The organism is Streptomyces sp. cmx-18-6 (assembly GCF_046548915.1).
Lineage (GTDB): Bacteria > Actinomycetota > Actinomycetes > Streptomycetales > Streptomycetaceae > Streptomyces.
The window spans coordinates 1-20,481 of sequence record NZ_JAEBEP010000017.1 but is presented as its reverse complement, the minus strand read 5'-3'; the positions used below and the strand labels follow the sequence as shown (position 1 = coordinate 20,481).

The 20,481-nt window shown below is 70.1% G+C and carries 14 protein-coding genes, 1 tRNA gene and 1 rRNA gene; 2 read left to right on the top strand and 14 right to left on the bottom strand.

Annotated features, from left to right (window positions below):
- The first annotated feature begins 12 nt into the window (after nucleotides 1–12).
- A complete protein-coding gene (locus ACLJPL_RS30050; RefSeq protein ID WP_411084099.1) occupies nucleotides 13–792 on the top strand; it encodes an SDR family NAD(P)-dependent oxidoreductase in 780 nt (259 codons plus the stop codon).
- Here ACLJPL_RS30050 and ACLJPL_RS30045 read toward each other — a convergent pair.
- The 12 genes from ACLJPL_RS30045 to ACLJPL_RS29990 all read right to left on the bottom strand — a co-directional run bounded on the left by ACLJPL_RS30045 (nucleotide 740) and on the right by ACLJPL_RS29990 (nucleotide 17,037).
- A complete protein-coding gene (locus tag ACLJPL_RS30045) occupies nucleotides 740–997 on the bottom strand; it encodes a hypothetical protein (protein ID WP_411084098.1) in 258 nt (85 codons plus the stop codon). The genes ACLJPL_RS30050 and ACLJPL_RS30045 overlap by 53 nt on opposite strands.
- A 242-nt stretch (nucleotides 998–1,239) precedes the next feature.
- Complete coding sequence (locus tag ACLJPL_RS30040; protein WP_411084190.1) at nucleotides 1,240–1,416, bottom strand: CsbD family protein; 177 nt, start codon at nucleotides 1,414–1,416, stop codon at nucleotides 1,240–1,242.
- A gap of 36 nt (nucleotides 1,417–1,452) precedes the next feature.
- Complete coding sequence (locus ACLJPL_RS30035) at nucleotides 1,453–1,923, bottom strand: Dps family protein (RefSeq protein WP_411084097.1); 471 nt, start codon at nucleotides 1,921–1,923, stop codon at nucleotides 1,453–1,455.
- 186 nt (nucleotides 1,924–2,109) lie between these two features.
- Entirely contained in the window at nucleotides 2,110–2,634 is a 525-nt protein-coding gene (locus ACLJPL_RS30030; protein WP_411084096.1) for an ArsI/CadI family heavy metal resistance metalloenzyme, read from the bottom strand.
- Nucleotides 2,635–2,986: 352 nt separating this feature from the next.
- Complete coding sequence (locus ACLJPL_RS30025; RefSeq protein WP_003965837.1) at nucleotides 2,987–3,370, bottom strand: helix-turn-helix domain-containing protein; 384 nt, start codon at nucleotides 3,368–3,370, stop codon at nucleotides 2,987–2,989.
- 109 nt (nucleotides 3,371–3,479) lie between these two features.
- Complete coding sequence (locus ACLJPL_RS30020) at nucleotides 3,480–4,001, bottom strand: CinA family protein (RefSeq protein ID WP_411084095.1); 522 nt, start codon at nucleotides 3,999–4,001, stop codon at nucleotides 3,480–3,482.
- Nucleotides 3,998–4,897, bottom strand: coding sequence for a CDP-diacylglycerol--glycerol-3-phosphate 3-phosphatidyltransferase (pgsA, locus tag ACLJPL_RS30015; RefSeq protein ID WP_411084094.1), 900 nt, complete (start codon nucleotides 4,895–4,897; stop codon nucleotides 3,998–4,000). Before pgsA ends, ACLJPL_RS30020 begins: the two co-directional genes overlap by 4 nt.
- Nucleotides 4,894–6,375 (bottom strand): 30S ribosomal protein S12 methylthiotransferase RimO, encoded by a 1,482-nt coding sequence (gene rimO, locus ACLJPL_RS30010; RefSeq protein ID WP_411084093.1) that lies wholly within the window; start codon nucleotides 6,373–6,375, stop codon nucleotides 4,894–4,896. The genes pgsA and rimO overlap by 4 nt, the downstream gene beginning before the upstream one ends.
- 158 nt (nucleotides 6,376–6,533) lie before the next feature.
- On the bottom strand, nucleotides 6,534–7,337 hold the full coding sequence (locus tag ACLJPL_RS30005; RefSeq protein WP_411084092.1) for a helix-turn-helix domain-containing protein: 804 nt from the start codon (nucleotides 7,335–7,337) through the stop codon (nucleotides 6,534–6,536).
- A gap of 328 nt (nucleotides 7,338–7,665) precedes the next feature.
- Complete coding sequence (locus ACLJPL_RS30000; RefSeq protein ID WP_411084091.1) at nucleotides 7,666–10,521, bottom strand: DNA translocase FtsK; 2,856 nt, start codon at nucleotides 10,519–10,521, stop codon at nucleotides 7,666–7,668.
- A gap of 155 nt (nucleotides 10,522–10,676) precedes the next feature.
- A complete protein-coding gene (locus tag ACLJPL_RS29995; protein ID WP_411084090.1) occupies nucleotides 10,677–11,360 on the bottom strand; it encodes a two-component system response regulator in 684 nt (227 codons plus the stop codon).
- A 244-nt stretch (nucleotides 11,361–11,604) separates the two neighbouring features.
- Nucleotides 11,605–17,037 carry a HAMP domain-containing protein gene (locus ACLJPL_RS29990; protein ID WP_411084089.1) on the bottom strand — a complete coding sequence of 1,811 codons (5,433 nt, stop codon included), beginning with the start codon at nucleotides 17,035–17,037 and terminating at the stop codon, nucleotides 11,605–11,607.
- 399 nt (nucleotides 17,038–17,436) lie between these two features.
- Here ACLJPL_RS29990 and ACLJPL_RS29985 point away from each other — a divergent pair, with 399 nt between their 5' ends.
- The gene (locus ACLJPL_RS29985) at nucleotides 17,437–20,064 is read left to right on the top strand and encodes a SpoIIE family protein phosphatase (RefSeq protein ID WP_411084088.1); all 2,628 of its coding nucleotides are present in this window, start codon (nucleotides 17,437–17,439) and stop codon (nucleotides 20,062–20,064) included.
- Nucleotides 20,065–20,137: 73 nt separating this feature from the next.
- On the opposite strand, the gene ACLJPL_RS29980 is transcribed toward ACLJPL_RS29985, so the two are convergent.
- Together ACLJPL_RS29980 and rrf are read right to left on the bottom strand one after the other, a co-directional pair.
- Nucleotides 20,138–20,210, bottom strand: a tRNA-Thr gene (locus ACLJPL_RS29980).
- A 194-nt stretch (nucleotides 20,211–20,404) separates the two neighbouring features.
- Nucleotides 20,405–20,481: ribosomal RNA gene (gene rrf / locus ACLJPL_RS29975) — 5S ribosomal RNA — on the bottom strand; the annotation flags it as partial.

The following is a 20,481-nucleotide window of genomic DNA, read 5'->3' as shown; positions in this document are numbered from 1 at the left end:
TACGGTCCCGTCATGCCCCTCTCCGCGTACGACCTCACGGGCCGCTCCGCGTTCGTCACCGGCGCGGCGAGCGGTATCGGCCGGGCGAGCGCCGTACTGCTCGCCGAGGCCGGAGCCACGGTGCACTGCGCGGACCGCGACGAGACGGGCCTGCGCCGGACGTACGAGGTGATCACCAGCGCGGGCGGCACGGCCCGTACCCACCCGCTCGACGTCACCGACCGCGAGCGCGTCCGTGCGGCCGTCCGGGCGGCGGGAGAGCTCGACATCCTGGTCGCCGCGGCCGGGATCATGCACACCAGCGGCGTCCTGGAGACGCGGGACGAGGACCTGGACCGGGTGCTGGCGGTCAATTTCTCAGGGGTGCTGTACGCCTGCCAGGAGGTGGCACGCTCCATGATCGCCCGCTCCGCACCGGGTTCGCTGGTCACGATGGCGTCCGGCGCCGTGGACTCCGCGAGCGCGGGTCTGCTCTGCTACAGCGCGGCCAAGGCGGCCGTGGTCCAGCTCACGAAGACCCTCGCCACCGAACTGGGCCCTCACGCCATACGGGTGAACGCCGTCGCGCCGGGCTGGATCCGTACACCGATGACCACCCGGCACGGAGCGGACGGACACGAAGCGGACCGGCGGCAGCGAACGGAGGCGACGATGGCGAGGATCTCTCCCCTGGGCCGGGTCGGCGAACCCGAGGACGTCGCCCACACCGTGCTGCATCTGGCGTCCGACGCGTCGGCCTTCACCACCGGCCAGATCCTGCGTCCGAACGGCGGCGTCGCCATGCCCTGGTGATCCCCGCCGCAAGCCGCCCCCGCCCCACCGCCCCCGGCGCGGCAACCACCGACGCCACATGGACCGGCAGCAGGCTCAGCCCCCAGCCGCCCGCCGCCACCGCGCCCTCCACCACACCGGCCTGCTCCGGTTGCAGCACCAGCCGCAGCACCGCCCACCACCACAGCCCGCCGAGGGTCAGCGCCGGCACCCATCGCCGTCCCATGGCTGCCCTCCTGCGGCCGACGTCCTTTCGGGCAGTTTCCCCTGGCAGCGATCCCGCTGCATCCAGAGCCCGCGCCGGAAGCACCGCCCAAGCACCCTGCCGACGACGCACACGGGCCCGAGCGTGCCGAGTGCCCCCGCCGGAAGTCGGCGGGGGCACTCGGCATTGCTCAGGCAGCCGGGGGAACCGGGTGCTCAGGGCGGGCGGCAGGGCGCGCAGGCGCTGCCTGCCGGCGGCGGCTGCTACTTGTCGCTGTCGTTGCGCAGCGAGTCCGTGACGCCCTTCGCGCGGTCGCCGGCCTCGTCGACCTTGTCCTTGGCCGCGGCCTTGGTCTGGTCGGCCTTGCCCTCGGACTCCTTGCGGCGGTCGCCGGTCAGCTTGCCGACGGCCTCCTTGCCCTTGCCCTTGAGCTTGTCCATGGCGTTGTCACCAGTCACGATGTCGGTTCCTTCCGCTCAGGCACTTTCGGCCTGGAACATCCAGGCGTGCTTTTCGAGGTCTGCCGTCAGTGAGATCAGGATGTCCTGGGTGACGGGATCCGGCGCGTCGGTCACCTCGATGCGCTCACGCATCCGGTTGATGACCACGCCCAGCGCGTCCACCAGCGCCTTCACGGCGTCGGTGTCCTTGATCCAGCCCTCGGGGACGGATCCGATCGCGGTCTCCTTGGCCACGGTCGCGGAGCGGCCGTCCGGGTTGACCCCGATCGCGGAGGCGCGCTCGGCGACCGTGTCGGAGTGCTGCCGGGCCGTGGCGACCACATCGTCGAGCTGAAGGTGCACGGACCGGAAGCGCGGGCCGACCACGTTCCAGTGGATCTGCTTGGCCACGAGGGAGAGGTCGACCAGATCGACCAAGGCGCCTTGCAGCGCTCCTCCGACGAGCTTGAGATCGCTCTCGGACAGTGGACTCTTCACCACAGACATGCACATCTCCCATCCGTCAGGCGTACCGCCGACCGTCGTCAGGCGCTTCACCGACCGTTTCGGCGCACCATCCACGATGGCACATATGAAACAAAACAGTCATGTTGGCCTCATCCTCCGTCTGCCCGTTCCCTGGTGGCTCACACACGACAAGGCCAAGCTCTCGTCACCGTCGCGGCGTCCTCCTCACGGTCGCGGCCGGCTTCCCGCCGCAGCCGCCGGGACGGGCGCGGCAGCCCCGTCCGCCGAGCCCCGGCCGGAGCAGCAGACGCCACCGTCCGAGGCGACGCCCTCGCCCGGACGACTGGTGCCGCCGTCCGGGGCGACGCTCTTGCTCAACTGACCGGCGTCGGCCTTGACGACGTAGACCTCCCACGGCTCCTTGCCCGGGCCATGGACCCACACCTTGTCCTGGAGTGCGTAGCAGCAGGACGTGTCGTTCTCCTCGAACGTGGCCAGCCCGGCGTCCTTGAGCCGGATGGTGGCGGCTGCGACTTCTTCGGCGGTCTCGACCTCGACACCGAGGTGGTCCAGGCAGGTGCCCTCACCCGGCTCCCCCTCGATGAGGACGAGCTTGAGCGGCGGGGCGGCGATCGCGAAGTTCGCGTAACCGGGGCGGCGCTTGGCGGGCTCGACGCCGAACAGCTTGGAGTAGAAGGCGACCGACGCTTCGAGGTCGGCGACGTTGAGCGCGAGCTGGACACGGGACATGACGGTTCTCCCCGATCAGTTGCATTGACATCTATCAATGCAACCCTGCACTCTGAATCGAAAGACGTCAACATAGAAGAGTCTCGAAACAAGAACCGGCACCGCCCGGCCGGGACGGCGTCGGCAGCGACCCGGCGGCAACTGGCCGACCCGGTGGCGGAGCGGTCAGGCGCGACCATGGGCGAGATGGGCGGTGGGCCATGGGCTGCGCGAGGAGACGCAGGCCATGGCGGGCCCGCTGGTCGGCATGATGCGAGCCGTCTCACGCGGGGAGAGGTCCGCAACGCAGAAGTCCCGGCCGGCCCCCGAGGGGCCGACCGGGACTCCGGTCGAGCACAGTGCCGCGCGCCGGTCAGGCGGCGACGACGTCCACCGCTTCCGCGGGCGCCTTGATGGTCACCCGTCCTGACGGCACACCTGCGACCGACGAGACGGAGACGGAGTTGAGCATGGGACGAACCGGTACTGGGACCGGATCACTGGCAGCTGCCGACTCGGCCAGCTCAGCGAGCGAGAGCTCGTCGCTCACTTCACGCATGAGCTCGGACATCCGTACGTCAAGCGCGTCGCAAATCGCGGAGAGCAGCTCGGAGGATGCCTCCTTCTGCCCCCGCTCCACCTCGGACAGATAACCGAGCGAGACCCGGGCGGACGAGGAGACTTCGCGCAGAGTACGGCCTTGGCGCTGGCGCTGCCGACGCAGCACGTCACCCAGCAGGCGACGGAGCAGAATCATCGGTGGCTCCCTCCTCGGACCGCGTAGCCGCATCCTTCACGCCCTACCGTACCGCCTTGTGCTGCGGCCGTGCGGGGAGCGATGTCGTGTTCACTCAGGGCTGCAAACATCAATTCCCCCCGATCTGTTCCGTATCCTGTGCCCGCGCATTTTCGCGGTGTTCGCCCAGGAGCAGATCCGCGAGCAGACCGAGAGCGCTCCGCACACTCTCTTCACGGATTTCCGTCCTCGAACCATTCAATCGCAGAGCGGAGACTTTCTCGACGCCGAGGGGCCCAGCGACGGCGATGTGGACCGTGCCCACCGGCTGTCCGTCCTGCGGCTCGGGACCGGCGACGCCCGTCGTGGAGATCCCCCAGTCCGCGTCGAGAGCTCGCCGCACCCCGGCCGCCATCTGCCGCGCGACCTCCGGATCGACCGCCCCGCGCTCCGCCAGCAGGTCCCCGTCCACGTCCAGGATCTTCGCCTTGAGGGCCGTGGCGTACGCCGTCACCGAGCCCCGGAAGGCTTGCGAGGCTCCGGGTACGGAGGTGAGTTCGGCCGCCACCAGGCCGCCCGTCAGCGATTCGGCGACGGCGAGTGTCTCCCCGCGCTCCACGAGCAGCCGCAGCACCCGGGCGGCGGCTGTCACCGCTCGGCCTCCGCGCCGTCGCGGGCCTCGGCGGCTCCCCGTACCTCCGTGAGGCCCGGTGCGGCGGCCGTACCGGCCACTTTGACCGCATCGCCCGCACCACGGGCGTTCACGGCGGGCGCGACCGCGGTCGAGCCGCCGGACTCCCCGCCGCTCACCGCCACGCCGACACCGGCACCACCGGAGCCGGCACCCGCCCCCGGAGACCCTGCGGCCTCGTTGAGCGCCTCCGCGGTCCGTCCGATCGCGGCACGCTCGGCGGCCAGGCTCCGGCGGCGCAGGACGACGGCCTGGCGTACGTAATCGAGTCCGGTGACGACCGTCAGCACGACGGCCACCATCATCATCCAGAAGCGCAGGGTCGCCAGGGGGCCGGTGAGCGCCAGGACGTACATCCCGGCCGCCGTGCCCTGGGCCAGGGTCTTCAGCTTGCCGCCTCTGCTGGCCGGGATCACCGCGTGCCGGATCACCCAGAACCGCATCAGCGTGATGCCCAGCTCACGGGCGAGGATCACCCCGGTGATCCACCACGGCAGATCGCCCAGGATCGACAGGGAGACCAGCGCCGCGCCCATGATCGCCTTGTCCGCGATCGGGTCGGCGATCTTCCCGAAGTCCGTGACCAGGTTGTACGTCCGGGCCAGATGACCGTCGAAGAGATCGGTGATCATGGCGATGGCGAAGGCCGCCCAGGCGAAGGAGCGCCAGGCCGGGTCGTATCCGCCGTCGTGGAACAGCAGCAGGACGAAACCGGGCACGAGCAGCAGCCGCAGCATGGTCAGGATGTTGGCGATGTTCCACAGGCTGGCCTGGTTGACGGCCGCAGTGCCCAGCTTGCCGCCGCGGACCGGCCTCGCGCCGGAGCCGCCTGCCGCGGATGCCGGGACTCCCGTCATCTGGCTGCCTCCGCAAGCTCGTGGTGTTCGGCCACCAGGTCGACGCCCTCGGTGCCCACTGCCTTCGCCTCGACCATAAGGCCCGGCACGAGTCCCTCGCGTGTGGTGAAGACCACCTGGCCGTCCGTTTCCGGGGCCTGGTGCGCGGCGCGGCCGATCGCCACCTCGCCGTCCTCGTCCGACTCGACGGACTCCACCAGCACCTGGAGGGTCTCCCCGACGCGCTCCTCGGCCCGCTGCGAGGTCAGCTCCTCGGCCAGCTGCGAGATGTGGGCGAGCCGCTCGGCGATGGTGTCGGCGTCGAGCTTGTTCTCGTAGCCGACCGCCTCGGTGCCCTCCTCGTCGGAGTAGCCGAACACGCCGATCGCGTCGAGCCGGGCGCCGGTGAGGAAGCGTTCCAGCTCCGCGAGGTCGGCCTCGCTCTCGCCGGGGAAGCCGACGATGAAGTTGGAGCGGGCGCCGGCCTCGGGGGCCTTGCTCCGGATGGTGTCCAGCAGCTCCAGGAAGCGGTCGGTGTCCCCGAAGCGGCGCATCGCGCGCAGCACGCCGGGGGCGGAGTGCTGGAAGGAGAGGTCGAAGTACGGGGCGACCTTCGGCGTCGAGGTGAGGACGTCGATGAGCCCGGGGCGCATCTCGGCGGGCTGGAGGTAGCTGACCCGGATCCGCTCGATGCCGTCCACGTCGGCGAGCTCGGGCAGCAGGGTCTCCAGGAGGCGGATGTCGCCGAGGTCCTTGCCGTACGACGTGTTGTTCTCGGAGACGAGCATGACCTCCTTGACGCCCTGCTCGGCCAGCCAGCGGGTCTCCTGGAGCACGTCCGAGGGACGGCGCGAGATGAACGAGCCGCGGAAGGAGGGGATGGCGCAGAAGGAGCAGCGGCGGTCGCAGCCGGAGGCGAGCTTCACGGACGCGACGGGGCTGGTGCCGAGCCGGCGGCGCAGCGGCGCGCGCGGTCCGGAGACCGGTGCGACGCCTTCGGGCAGGTCCGCGGGGGCGGGGGCGGGCGTCTCCTGGGCGTGGCCGGGCAGCGCGACGGCGGCGTCCTGCCGCTCGGCGGGGCTGATCGGCAGCAGCTTGCGGCGGTCGCGCGGGGTGTGCGAGGCGTGGATGCCGCCGTTGAGGATGGTCTGGAGCCGGTCGGAGATGTCGGCGTAGTCGTCGAAGCCGAGGACGCCGTCCGCCTCCGGCAGGGCCTCGGCGAGGTCCTTGCCGTAGCGCTCGGCCATGCAGCCGACGGCGACGACGGCCTGGGTGCGGCCGTGGTCCTTGAGATCGTTGGCTTCGAGCAGGGCGTCGACGGAGTCCTTCTTGGCGGCTTCGACGAACCCACAGGTGTTGACGACTGCGACATCCGCGTCGGAGGCATCCTCGACGAGGTCCCAGCCGTCCGCTGCCAAGCGGCCTGCCAGCTCCTCCGAGTCCACCTCGTTACGGGCGCAGCCAAGAGTGACAAGGGCGACGGTACGGCGTTCGGGCATGGACTCAAGACTACTTCGTCCCGGCGACCCTCCCGCCGAGCAGGGTTGCCTGCCCTCCCGCTGCTACGGGGAGTGACAGGCGGCAGGCCCGCCGGGAGACACGGACGGGCGCCCGGCACGAAGCCGGACGCCCGTCGAGGCGGTGACGAGGCGCGGTATCAGCCGGCCTCGGGGTCGCCCTTGGTGTAGGAGAGCCGCTCGACCTGACCCGGCTCGAAGCGGTCCTGGAGCTTCTTGCCGTTGACGAAGAGCTCGATCGCCCCGGCGTTGCCGAGGACGAGGTCGATGCGCTCCTTGTCCTGGAAGGTCTTGGACTCGCCCTGGAGCAGCAGCCCGTCGAAGAGCAGCCGTCCGCTGTGGTCCTTGACGGAGATCCAGCTCTTGCCCTGGCCCGCGCTGAGCTTGACCGTCACCTTGTCCCGGGGGGCGGCGGCGATGGCACTCTCGGAGGGCACGGGCTTGGGGTCGGCGGGCTTGGTCGCGGTGGGTTTGGCCGCGTTCTTGTCGGGCTTGGAGCCCTCCGCCACCTGGGCGGTGTTCGAGGGCTTCTCGTCTCCACCGTTGAACAGGGTGAAGCCGACGAAACCGATCACGGCGACGATGGCCGCGACCATGGCGGCGGTCCAGTTGGGCCGCCGGGGTTCGGAACGGATGCGCTCCGCTTCGAACAGGGGTGCCGCGGGGGTCGGTGCGGGACGGCCGCCGTGGCCGTCGTCGTAACGCTCGACCAGAGGTTCCGGGTCGATGCCCACGGCACGGGCGATGTTGCGGATGTGGCCGCGTGCGTAGACGTCGCCGCCGCAGCGTGAGAAGTCGTCCTCCTCGATCGCGTGCACGATGGGGATGCGCACCCGGGTGGAGCTGCTGACTTCCTCGACCGTCAGACCTGCGGCGATACGAGCCTGCTGAAGGGCACGACCGATCGAAGGCCGGTCGTCTTCGGGGGAGTTGCCGATGGACACGGGGGCGCCTTTCGAGCGTGAGCCACCTGCTGGATGTTCAGTCTAGGGGGGGTACGAAAGGGAGGGGCAACCGGGAGGGACGACTTTGTACGCCATCGGGTCTCGCCGGACGACCCCGCGGGCCTCTCCGGGAGCGGAGCGGATGCGGAGGCGTGCCCCGATCGAGGACTGGGCAACCTGGAGTGGGCCGAACGGGGTGTGGGGGACGACGGGCTGGGCCGGAGGGAGGAGCATCGTTTCCTCCTCCCTCCAACTTGACGTACGACCGCACGAAACGGTTGCCCACAAAACCTTTACGGGCTTCACCTGTACGGACCCGATGGCGCCGCTACGGAGCGGATTCCCCGCGGATGACCGCCAACACCCCGTCGAGCTCGTCCGGTTTCACCATGACGTCGCGCGCCTTGGACCCTTCGCTGGGTCCGACGATGTTGCGCGACTCCATCAGGTCCATCAGCCGGCCCGCCTTCGCGAAGCCGACCCGCAGCTTGCGCTGGAGCATCGAGGTCGACCCGAACTGGGTGGAGACGACCAGCTCGGCGGCCTGGCAGAGCAGGTCCAGGTCGTCGCCGATGTCCTCGTCGATCTCCTTCTTCTGCTTCGTGCCCACCACGACGTCGTCGCGGAAGACCGGGGCCATCTGGTCCTTGCAGTGCTGGACGACGGCGGCCACCTCGTCCTCGGTGACGAACGCGCCCTGCATACGCGTGGGTTTGTTGGCCCCCATCGGGAGGAAGAGGCCGTCGCCCTTGCCGATGAGCTTCTCCGCGCCGGGCTGGTCGAGGATGACCCGGCTGTCGGCGAGGGAGGAGGTGGCGAAGGCGAGCCGGGAGGGCACGTTCGCCTTGATCAGACCGGTCACCACGTCGACCGAGGGCCGCTGGGTGGCGAGCACCAGGTGGATTCCGGCGGCGCGGGCCAACTGGGTGATGCGGACGATCGAGTCCTCGACGTCGCGCGGGGCGACCATCATCAGGTCGGCCAGCTCGTCGACGATCACCAGCAGATACGGGTACGGCGAGAGCTCCCGCTCACTGCCCTCGGGCGCCTTGGCCTTGCCGCTGCGCACGGCGTGGTTGAAGTCGTCGATGTGCCGGTAGCCGTAGGCGGCGAGGTCGTCGTACCGCAGGTCCATCTCCCGCACGACCCACTGGAGCGCCTCGGCGGCCTTCTTGGGGTTGGTGATGATCGGGGTGATCAGGTGCGGGATGCCCTCGTAGGCGGTGAGCTCGACGCGCTTGGGGTCGACCAGGACCATCCGGACGTCCTCCGGGGTGGCCCGGACCATGATCGAGGTGATCAGGCAGTTGATGCAGGAGGACTTGCCGGAGCCGGTCGCGCCGGCGACCAGGACGTGCGGCATCTTCGCCAGGTTGGCCATCTCGTAGCCGCCCTCGACGTTCTTGCCGAGCGCCACGAGCATCGGGTGATCGTCCTCGGCCGCGTCCGCGAGGCGCAGGACGTCGCCGAGGTTGACCATCTCCCGGTCGGAGTTGGGGATCTCGATGCCCACGGCGGACTTCCCCGGGATCGGGGAGATGATCCGCACGTCCGGGCTGGCCACGGCGTACGCGATGTTCTTGGCGAGCGCCGTGATCTTCTCGACCTTCACGGCCGGCCCGAGCTCGATCTCGTAACGGGTCACGGTCGGGCCCCGCGTGAAGCCGGTGACGACGGCGTCGACCTTGAACTCGGTGAACACGTTGGTCAGCGAGGCGACCACGGCGTCGTTGGCGGCGCTGCGCGTCTTGCCGGGACCGCCGCGCTCCAGCAGGTCCAGGGAGGGCAGCGAGTACGTGATGTCGCCGGACAGCTGGAGCTGTTCGGCCCGGGCGGGAAGGGCACCGGTCCGCTCGGGAACGGGCTTGGTGAGATCAGGTACAGACCCGGAACGATCGGGATCAGCCCCAGGGCGATCGGATACGGCTCCGGAGTGATCGGACACGCCTGCGGAGGCGGACCCCGCCGTGCCGGCGCCCCGGTCCTTCCGCCCGCCCCGGCCGCTCGCCGCACGGCCGTCCCGCTCGGCCTCCCGGGCCCCGGGGACGGGCGTCCCGGTGTGCTCGCGGTCCCGGTCCACCGAGACGCCCTGGGTCAGGTCGGCGACGACGGGCGAGGGCGGCATGCCGTTCAGTACGGCCCCGTCGAGCGCGGCGGCGGCCGCGGCGGCGACGTCCACCGCGTCCAGGGGCCGGTTCATCGCGGGCTGCGCGGCCGGCCTGCGGGGCCTGCGGCGCTTGGTGAGCGCTTCCGCCTCGGCGTGGTCGTGGTCGTACACGGCGTCCGGGTCCGCGCGGCGCGCGCCGCGCCGCCCGGTCCGCTCCGGCAGCGCCTCGCGCCACTGCTCGTCGTACCGCTCGTCGTCGTCCTCGTACGCCTCACCGGGCTCGTGCGCCGGTTCCACGATGCCGAGGCGGACGCCGAGCTGCCGCAGCCGGCGCGGGATGGCGTTGACCGGGGTGGCGGTGACGACGAGCAGGCCGAAGACGGTGAGCAGCACCAGCAGCGGTACGGCGAGCACTTCGCCCATCATGAAGATCAGCGGCTTGGACGCGGCCCAGCCCACGAGCCCTCCCGCGTCCTGCATCGCTTCGGTGCCGTCCGCGCGGCCCGGCGACCCGCAGGCGATGTGGACCTGGCCGAGGATGCCGATCACCAGGGCGGAGAGCCCGATGACGATACGGCCGTTCGCCTCCGGCCGCTCCGGATACAGGATCAGCCGTACGGCCATGGCGCCGAGCAGTATCGGCGCGAGCAGGTCGAGCCGGCCGAACGCCCCGGTCACCAGCATCTCCACCAGGTCGCCGACCGGCCCCTGGAGGTTGGACCAGGTGCCCGCGGCCACGATCAGCGCGAGGCCGAGCAGCAGGAGCGCGAGGCCGTCCTTGCGGTGGGCGGGGTCGAGTCCCTTCGCGCCGCGCCCTATGGAGCGGAACACCGCGCCGACGCCGTGCGCCGTGCCCAGCCAGAGCGCGCGCACCAGCCGGTAGACCCCGTTGGTGGGGGACGGCGCGGGTTTGGGTGCGGGCCTCTTGGCCGCCGCCTTCTTCGCGGGCGCCGTCGACTTCTTGGGGGCGGTCTTCCTGGGGGGCGCGGCTTTCTTCGCCGGCCCCGGGGTACGGCCGACGCGCTTCGCGGTGCCCGCCGTGCCCTGGGAACCCTTGCCGGACGTACGTGAGGCCATGGTGCCGAGGTTACCGCTGTCCACGCCCGTGAACACGTTCGCCTACTGGTTCACCCGACCGTGTCGCCGCACGGGAACCGGGAACTGACGCGCACTCACGGCAGGGGCGATCCGGGCACCGCCCGAAGTCCCCCTGATCCGGCCGGAAGGCGCGGCTAGTTCGGAGCGGGCAGCACGCCGGTGCCGCCGCCCGTGCCCGGCTCCAGTGCGTCGAGCGCGCGCCGCAGACCGGTGAGCTTGCGTTCGAGATGGGCCGCCGTGGCGACAGCCGCGGCGTCGGCGGACTCGTCGTCGAGCTGCTTGGAGAGGGCTTCCGCCTGCTCCTCGACCGCCGCGAGCCGCGCGGAGAGTTCGGCCAGCAGACCGGCCGGCTCCTTCTCGTGTCCGCCGCCCGCCTGGCCGTCGCCCTCCAGCTGGAGCCGCAGGAGCGCGGCCTGCTCGCGGAGCTTGCAGTTCTTCATGTACAGCTCGACGAAGACCGAGACCTTGGCGCGCAGCACCCACGGGTCGAACGGCTTGGAGATGTAGTCCACCGCGCCGGCCGCGTATCCCCGGAAGGTGTGGTGCGGGCCGTGGTTGATCGCGGTGAGGAAGATGATCGGGATGTCCCGGGTCCGCTCACGCCGCTTGATGTGGGCGGCGGTCTCGAAACCGTCCATGCCCGGCATCTGGACGTCCAGCAGGATGACCGCGAAGTCGTCCGTGAGCAGCGCTTTGAGCGCCTCCTCCCCTGACGATGCCCGGACCAGTGTCTGATCGAGCGCAGAGAGGATGGCCTCCAGCGCCAGCAGATTCTCCGGCCGGTCATCGACCAGGAGGATCTTGGCCTTCTGCACCATGGCCCGTCCTCCTCGCCCCGGAAATGCACCGGGTGCCGCCCCAGGGGACGACTCCCTTACGCCGTCCGTCCTTGTGCCGGTCATGGTAGCCGCACCCCGCCCGTCACCACACCCTGTCACCGCGATGTCACTGTGCACGTACCGCAAACGCGGTGAGAGACCAGAAGGTTCCCCGGATACCGCGCGTTCACACCCGTTCAGGCACAGCCGGTCAGCAACTCGCCGCTATTCGTTCAGCATCCGATCACTCTCCGTGCATCCACTGCTCCATAACGCCGAGCAGGTGATCAGGATCGACCGGCTTCGTCACATAGTCGGAAGCACCGCAGTCGATCGCCTTCTCCCGGTCGCCCTTCATCGCCTTCGCGGTGAGCGCGATGATCGGCAGCCCGGCGAACTGCGGCATCCGCCGGATCGCGGTCGTGGTCGCGTAACCATCCATCTCGGGCATCATGATGTCCATCAGCACGACCGTCACATCGTCGTGCTGCTCCAGGACTTCGATCCCCTCGCGGCCGTTCTCCGCGTACAGCACGGCTAGTCCGTGCTGCTCCAGCACGCTGGTGAGCGCGAAGACGTTACGGATGTCGTCGTCGACGATGAGCACCTTCTCACCGCGGAAGCGGAACGTCCGCCGAGGCTCCGGAGCCTCCTCCGTCCCGGCCGGGCTCCCCTGCACCCACTCCTCCTGCGGGACGCTCTCGGTCGCGGGCCGTCCGGCCGGCAGCGCGGGCCGCCGGGCCGCGTCCCCGAGGGCCTTGCGCCGCCGCCGGAACACCCCGGCGGAGTTGGCCGGGTCCCCCAGCGGCGCGGAATCGCCGCCCGGCTGCGCCTGTCCGTTCTCGGACCCGCCGCCCAGCCCCTCGGTGGAACCGGAACCCACCTGCGGGTATCCCTGCGGAGGCAGTTCGGCGCGGTGCAGCGGCAGGTACAGCGTGAAGGTCGAGCCCCGGCCCGGCTCGCTCGCCGCGTGGATCTCGCCGCCGAGCAGCCGCGCGATCTCCCGGCTGATGGAGAGGCCGAGGCCCGTGCCGCCGTACTTGCGGCTCGTCGTGCCGTCCGCCTGCTTGAACGCCTCGAAGATCACCAGCATCTTGCTGGAGGCGATCCCGATCCCGGTGTCGGTGACGGAGAACGCGATCAGATCGGCGTCCGCGTCCCGCAGCGAACCCGCCTCCAGCAGGTGCTCCCGGATCGCGTTCGGCACATCGGCTCCGGCCGGCCGGATCACCAGCTCCACCGCCCCGCCGTCGGTGAACTTCACCGCGTTGGACAGCAGGTTGCGCAGCACCTGGAGGAGGCGCTGCTCGTCGGTGTGCAGCGTCGCGGGAAGCTCCGGCGAGACCCGTACGGAGAAGTCGAGGCCCTTCTCCGCGGTGAGCGGGCGGAACGTCGCCTCCACGTAGTCGACCAGCTGGACCAGCGCGATCCTGGTCGGGCTGACGTCCATCTTGCCCGCCTCGACCTTCGACAGGTCGAGGATGTCGTTGATCAGCTGGAGCAGGTCGGAACCGGCCCCGTGGATCGTCTCGGCGAACTCGACCTGCTTCGGCGACAGATTGCCCTCGGCGTTGTCCGCCAGCAACTTGGCCAGGATCAGCAGCGAGTTGAGCGGCGTGCGCAACTCGTGCGACATGTTCGCCAGGAACTCGGACTTGTAGCGCATCGAGACCGCGAGCTGTTCGGCGCGCTCCTCCAGGACCTGCCGCGCCTCCTCGATCTCGGTGTTCTTCACCTCGATGTCGCGGTTCTGCTGGGCCAGCAGCTCGGCCTTCTCCTCCAGTTCGGCGTTGGACGCCTGGAGGGCCTTCTGCCGGTTCTCCAACTCCTGCGACCGGTCGCGCAGTTGCTCGGTCAGCTCCTGGGACTGCTCAAGGAGCTTCTCGGTCTTGGTGTTGACACTGATCGTGTTGACGCTCGTCGCGATCATCTCGGCGAGCTGGTTGAGGAAGTCCCGCTGGATGTGCGTGAACGGCTGGAAGGAGGCCAGCTCGATCACGCCGAGGACCTTGCCCTCGAAGAGCACCGGCAGCACGATCACATGCGCGGGCGGCGCCTCCCCGAGACCGGAGGAGATCTTCAGATACCCCGGCGGCACGTTGTCGACCTGGATGGTCCGCTTCTCCTCGGCCGCCGTCCCGATGAGCGTCTCGCCGGGCCGGAACGAGGTCGGCATCGATCCCGCGGAGTAGCCGTAACTCCCCCGCATCCGCAGCTCGTACGAGCTGTCGGCGCCGTTGTCCGGGCCGACCTCGTCGGAGTCGCCCGGAGACATGGCCAGGAAGAACGCGCCGTGCTGCGCCGACACCACCGGCGTCAGCTCGCTCATGATCAGCGAGGCCACGTCGTCCAGGTCGCGGCGGCCCTGCATCAGACCGGAGATCCGGGCGAGGTTGCCCTTGAGCCAGTCCTGCTCCTTGTTGGCGAGGGTGGTGTCGCGCAGGTTGGCGATCATCGTGTTGATGTTGTCCTGGAGGACCTGAATCTCGCCGGCCGCGTCCACGTCGATCTTCAGGTTCAGATCGCCGCGGGTCACCGCCGTGGCGACGGCCGCGATGGCGCGCACCTGCCGGGTCAGGTTCCCGGCCATCTCGTTCACCGACTCGGTGAGGTCGCGCCAGGTGCCGTCCACGTCCCGCACCCGCGCCTGACCGCCCAACTGCCCCTCGGTGCCCACCTCGCGGGCGACCCGGGTCACCTGCTCGGCGAACGAGGAGAGCTGGTCGACCATCGTGTTGATGGTGTTCTTCAGCTCCTGGATCTCACCGCGCGCGTCGATGTCGATTTTCTTGGTCAGGTCGCCCTTGGCGATGGCCGTGGTGACCGTGGCGATCTGCCGCACCTGGCCGGTCAGGTTGGAGGCCATCGAGTTCACGGACTCCGTGAGGTCCTTCCACGTACCGGAGACTCCCGGCACGCGGGCCTGGCCGCCCAGCTCGCCTTCTGTGCCCACCTCGCGGGCCACCCGGGTGACCTCGTCCGCGAAGGAAGACAGCGTCGTCACCATCGTGTTGACGGTGTCGGCCAGCTCCGCGACCTCGCCGCGCGCCTCCACGGTGACCTTCTTCGTCAGATCGCCGTTGGCGACCGCGGAGGAGACCCGGGAGATGTTACGCACCTGGCTGGTCAGGTTGTTGGCCATCAGGTTGACGTTGTCGCTGAGGTCCTTCCAGATGCCGGTCGCCCCGCGCACCCGCGCCTGACCGCCGAGGATGCCCTCGGTGCCCACCTCGCGCGCCACTCGCGTGACCTCGTCCGCGAAGTTCAGCAGCTGGTCGACCATCGTGTTGACGGTCGTGACCAGTTCGAGAATCTCGCCCTTGGCGTCGACGGTGATCTTCTTGGAGAGATCACCCTTGGCGACCGCGGTGGTGACCTCGGCGATGTTACGGACCTGAAGGGTCAGGTTGTTCGCCATGCCGTTGACGGACTGGGTGAGGTCCTTCCACGTACCGGACACGCCCTGCACCTCGGCCTGACCGCCGAGGATGCCTTCCGTACCCACCTCGCGGGCGACCCGCGTCACCTGCTCCGCGAAGTTGGAGAGCTGGTCGACCATCGTGTTGAGGGTGTTCTTGAGCTCCAGGATCTCGCCCCGGGCGTCCACGTCGATCTTCTGCGACAGGTCACCGCGCGCGACCGCCGTGGCGACCTGCGCGATGTTACGGACCTGAGCCGTCAGGTTCCCCGCCATGCCGTTCACCGAGTCGGTGAGATCGCGCCATACTCCGGCCACGCCGGGCACCTGCGCCTGACCGCCGAGCCGACCGTCCGTGCCCACCTCGCGGGCCACCCGGGTCACCTGGTCGGCGAAGGCGGAGAGCTGGTCGACCATCGTGTTGATGGTGTTCTTCAGTTCCAGGATCTCGCCCCGGGCGTCCACATCGATCTTCTGCGACAGGTCGCCCCGCGCCACCGCCGTCGTCACCTGGGCGATCTGCCGCACCTGGGAGGTGAGGTTTCCGGCCATGAAGTTGACGGAGTCCGTGAGCTCCTTCCACGTACCCGAGACGCCGTCCACGCGCGCCTGGCCGCCGAGGCGTCCCTCGGTGCCCACGTCCCGGGCCATCCGCGTCACCTGGTCCGCGAAGCTGGACAGCTGCGCCACCATCGTGTTGACGGTGTTCTTCAGCTCCAGCATCTCCCCGGCCACGTCCACGGTGACCTTCTGCGACAGGTCGCCGTTGGCCACGGCCGTGGTGACCTGCGCGATGTCCCGGACCTGACCGGTCAGGTTGCGGAACGCGGTGTTCACCGAGTCGGTGAGGTCCTTCCAGGTCCCCGCCGCCCCCGGCACCTCGGCCTGGCCGCCGAGCCGGCCCTCGACGCCGACCTCCCGGGCGACCCGGGTCACCTCGGAACCGAACGACTGAAGCTGGTCCACCATCGTGTTGACGGTGTTCTTGAGCTCCAGCATCTCCCCGGCCACGTCGACCGTGACCTTCTGCGACATGTCTCCGCTGGCCACCGCCGTCGTCACCTGGGCGATGTCGCGCACCTGGGTCGTCAGGTTCCGGAAGACCGTGTTCACCGAATCGGTGAGGTCCTTCCACGTCCCCGCCGCACCCGGCACCTGCGCCTGGCCCCCGAGGAGCCCCTCGCCGCCGACCTCGCTCGCCACGCGCGTCACTTCGTCCGCGAAGGTGCGCAGCGTCTCGGTCATCTGGTTGATCGTCTCGGCGAGCTGGGCGACCTCGCCGCGTGCGCTCACCGTGACCTTCTGCGTCAGGTCACCGCTGGCGACCGCCGTCGTCACCTCCGCGATGCCGCGCACCTGGGAGGTGAGGTTGCCTGCCATCGTGTTGACGGAGTCGGTGAGGTCCTTCCACACCCCGGCCACACCCGGCACCGTGGCCTGACCGCCGAGTTCGCCCTCCGTGCCCACCTCGCGGGCGACGCGCGTCACCTCGGAGGAGAACGAGGACAGCTGGTCGACCATCGTGTTGACGGTGTTCTTCAGTTGAAGCATCTCGCCGGCCACATGGACGGTGACCTTCCGCGACAGATCGCCCTTGGCGACCGCCGTCGTCACCAGCGCGATGTCGCGGACCTGGGCGGTGAGCCGGTACGCCATGGTGTTGACGGAGTCCGTGAGGTCCTTCCAGGACCCGGACATCCCCCGCACCTGGGCCTGCCCGCCGAGCTTGCCCTCGGTGCCCACCTCGACGGCGACGCGGGTCACCTGTTCGGTGAACACCGACAGCTGGTCGACGAGGTTGTTGACCGTACGGGCGACCTTCAGGAACTCGCCGCGCAGCGGGCGCACCGTCTCGTCCGTCGTGTGCGACCGCAGCTCCATCCGCTGCTCCAGGTCACCGTCGGCGACCGCCGACAGCACCCGGCCCACCTCGGAGACCGGTCGGGCGAGGTCGTCGACCAGCTCGTTGGAGGCGTCGATCGCGGCGGCCCAGGAGCCCTCGCACGCCCCCGTCTCCAGCCGCTCGGTGAGCTTGCCCTCACGCCCGACCACACGCCGTACCCGCGCCAGCTCGCCGGTCAGATGGAGATTGCGGTCGGCGACCTCGTTGAAGACCGCCGCGATCTCCGTCATCACGCCGTCGCCGGAGACGGTCAGCCGCCTGCGGAAATTGCCGTCGCGCATCGCCACGAGGCCCGCGAGCAGCCTGTTCAGAGCTGCCGCGTCCACTTCGACGGTGCCATTGCGCTGCTTTTTCACGGACTGTCCGCCTTTTGTACGCGTATCTGAACCCCGCGCCGCCACGCCAGACTCCACCGTGTCCCTCCCGCAGGGGTTGACCGTTTCGCTCGGGCCTATCCGGAAGCTTGCCCAGTTCCACTTTGGCTCACCGCCTCAGCACACCGTCAACGGGCGGCCGGGCGGACGTCAAATCATTGCAACGTACCAGGCCGGAACAGGTCGGCGGGCAACCTCCCCGGCTTGACCCCCTCCCTGCCACCGGGAGTCCATACTCGTGCGCCCGCGCACCACTCCTGGGGCGTCCTGTCCCGATCTCGGCCCTCGTGTACCCGGCACCCTCGACGAACGTCTAGCCTGGCAAGCGAATCGAAGCGGCGAGAAACGGGCACAGGACTCGGGGAAGCGACGAGACACCATATGGGGAGTGCTGTGATCACCGCGCGCGCGGCCGCCACCTTCGAACCGGTCGGGCGCTCGGTCGCGACCGCCCGCGCCTTCGTCCGGGACACTCTTCAGGGGTGGGGGTACAACGATGTCGTCGACGACGCCGTCGTCCTCACCAGTGAGCTCGTCACCAACGCCGTGATCCACGCGGGCACGGCGGCCGACGTGCTCTGCCTGCGCACCGAGGACGGCGTCCGCATCGAGGTCGCCGACCACTACCCGGAGCGTGAGGTCCCGCTCCAGAGCAGCGGGCTCGACTTCGGCAGCCCGGACCGCGAGAACGGCCGGGGCCTGCTGCTCTGCGCCGCGCTCGCCGCCCGCTGGGGCGTCGAGTACAGCCCCACCCGTAAACACGTCTGGTTCCAGCTCGACCTGCCCGAGCGCCCGGTCGGCATCCGCTCCGCCGGGCCGCTCCTGCCCACCGCGCTGCTGCCCGTGACGGACCAGCGCGTACGGGTCGCCGTCGTCCAGATCGACCACTCCGGCTCGATCGCCGCGTGGAACGACGACGCCGCCTTCCTCTTCGGGCACGGGGCGGACCAGGTCGCGGGCAAGCAGCTCACCGACTTCGTGGCCTGGCCGCACACCCCCGGCACCAACACCGGCATCGCGGACGCGCTCCGGCTCTCCCGCTGGGAGGGCAGCTACGGAATCCGCTGCGCGGACGGCCGGACCATCCCCGTCTACGCATCGCATCTGCGGGTCCGCGACACCGAGGGCGAACCGTCCACGGTCTGCCTCCTGGTCCGCGACTACGAACGCGCCGTCCTTCAGTCCCCGGTCCGCGCCCCGGTCTCCGACCCCTCCTCCGAGCACCGCTCCACCGACCCGTTCGAGGTCTTCATCGGCTCCCCCGCCCCCGACGACCTGGACGGGCTGCTCCAGCGGACGGTAGAGCGGGCCCGCGACATGCTCGACGCGGACGCCGCGTTCCTCCTTCTCGCCACCGACGACGAGACGGAGCTCGAGGTCCGCGCCACGACGGGCCTCCCCTCGGCCCGCCAGCGCTTCGCCCGGGTCCCCGTGGAGGCCGGAACGGGCCGCTACGGCTCCGCCCGCATGCCCGCCGTCCACGAGGACCTGACCGCCGTCCCCGGCGCCGTCCCCCTCCTCACCGACACCGGGATGCGCTCGGTGGTCACGGTCCCGCTGAAGGTCGAGGGCCGGCTCACCGGCTCCCTGGGCGTCGCCGCGGAAGCACCCGGCCGCTACTCGAACGAGGAGGCCCTACGCCTCCAGTTCGCCGCCGACCGCATCGCCCTGGCCGTGGAGTCCGCGCGCCTCGGCGAGCTGGAACGGCTGCGCCGCGGCTCCCTGTCCTTCCTCGTCGAGGCTTCCGACCTGCTGGCCGGCACGCTCGACCGCGACCAGACCCTGGCGCTGATGGCCCAGATGACGGTCCCGACCCTGGCCACCTGGTGCGCCGTCTACACGATCGCGGACCAGTCCTCGGACCCGTACCTCTCGTACGTGCTCCACGAGGACGAGGACCTCATCGACGGCCTCAAGGCCCTCCTCTCCAAAATCTCCCCGCCGGACCCGGTCCCGACGCCGGGGGCCCGCATCTGGGCCGCCCCTTCGGAGGCCGGCCACCGCGCGGCGCTGAGCACGTCCACCCGCAGCCTCGACCACGATGCGCCGCTGAGCATGAGCACGGCCACCCGCACCATCCTCGCCACGGCCCAGGCGGTCGGCGGCGAGACGGTGGTCCTGCCGCTGGTCGCCCGCAACCGCGTGATCGGCATGCTGACGCTCGGGAAGCCCTCCGACGACCACTTCCGCCAGGAGATCCTGGAACTGGCCGAGGACCTGTCCCGCAGGGCCGCCCTGGCCCTGGACAACGCCCGCCTGTACTCGGAGCGCATGGCGATCAGCCAGTCCCTCCAGCGCAGCCTGCTGCCCCCGGGCCTCCCCGACGTGCCGAACGTCGACCTCGACGTCATCTACCGGGCCGCCGGCGAGGGCAACGAGGTCGGCGGCGACTTCTACGACGTCTTCCCGATCCGCGACGGTGCGTACGGCTTCGCCATCGGCGACGTCTGCGGTACGGGCCCCGAGGCCGCCGCCGTCACGGGTCTGGCCCGCCACGCCCTGCGCCTGCTGGCCCGCGAGGGCTTCACCGGCCCGGCGGTCCTGGAGCGCCTCAACGCGGCCATCCTCGACGAAGGGGCCCGCAGCCGCTTCCTGACCCTCCTGTACGGCGAGCTGTGGCCCCAGGAGGACGGCAGCGCCCTCCTGAAGGTCGTCTGCGCCGGTCACCCCCTGCCGCTGCGCCTGCGCCAGGACGGCTCGGTGGAGGCCGCCGCTGAGCCGCAGCCGCTGCTGGGCGTCATCGACGACCTCGACCTGTACGAGCAGGAGGTCACCCTCAACCCGGGCGACGTCCTCCTCTGCGTCACGGACGGCGTCACCGAACGCCGCGAGGGCACCCGCATGCTCGGCGACGACGGCCTCGCGGACGTCCTGTCGACCTGTACGGGCCTGACGGCCGGAGCAGTCGCGGCACGCATCCTGCGGGCCGTGGAACGCTTCGCGGCGGAGCCCGCGTCGGACGACATGGCCATCCTGGTCATGCGCGTCCCGGAGCCTCCCAGCGTCTGAGTCCCACGAAGCAGGAACACCGACAACGCGAAAGGCCCCCGCCATATGACGGGGGCCTTTCCTTTTCTCTCTGAGCCCCAATGCGGAATCGAACCGCAGACCTTCTCCTTACCATGGAGACGCTCTACCGACTGAGCTATTGGGGCCTCGCTGCGCTGTGGCAACGAGGTAAACCATACACCGGATCCACGGATGCTCATAACCAGTGCCGGACCAGAGCCGGCAGCAGTCTCCCGCTCCGGGCCCGGCCTCCGGCCCTGCCGGGGGAGGGCCAGCCGACGCGTTCCGTAAACGCAGGAAAGCCCCGCACCATACGGTGCGGGGCTTTCCCGGAAAAATTGTTCGGCGGCGTCCTACTCTCCCACAGGGTCCCCCCTGCAGTACCATCGGCGCTGAAAGGCTTAGCTTCCGGGTTCG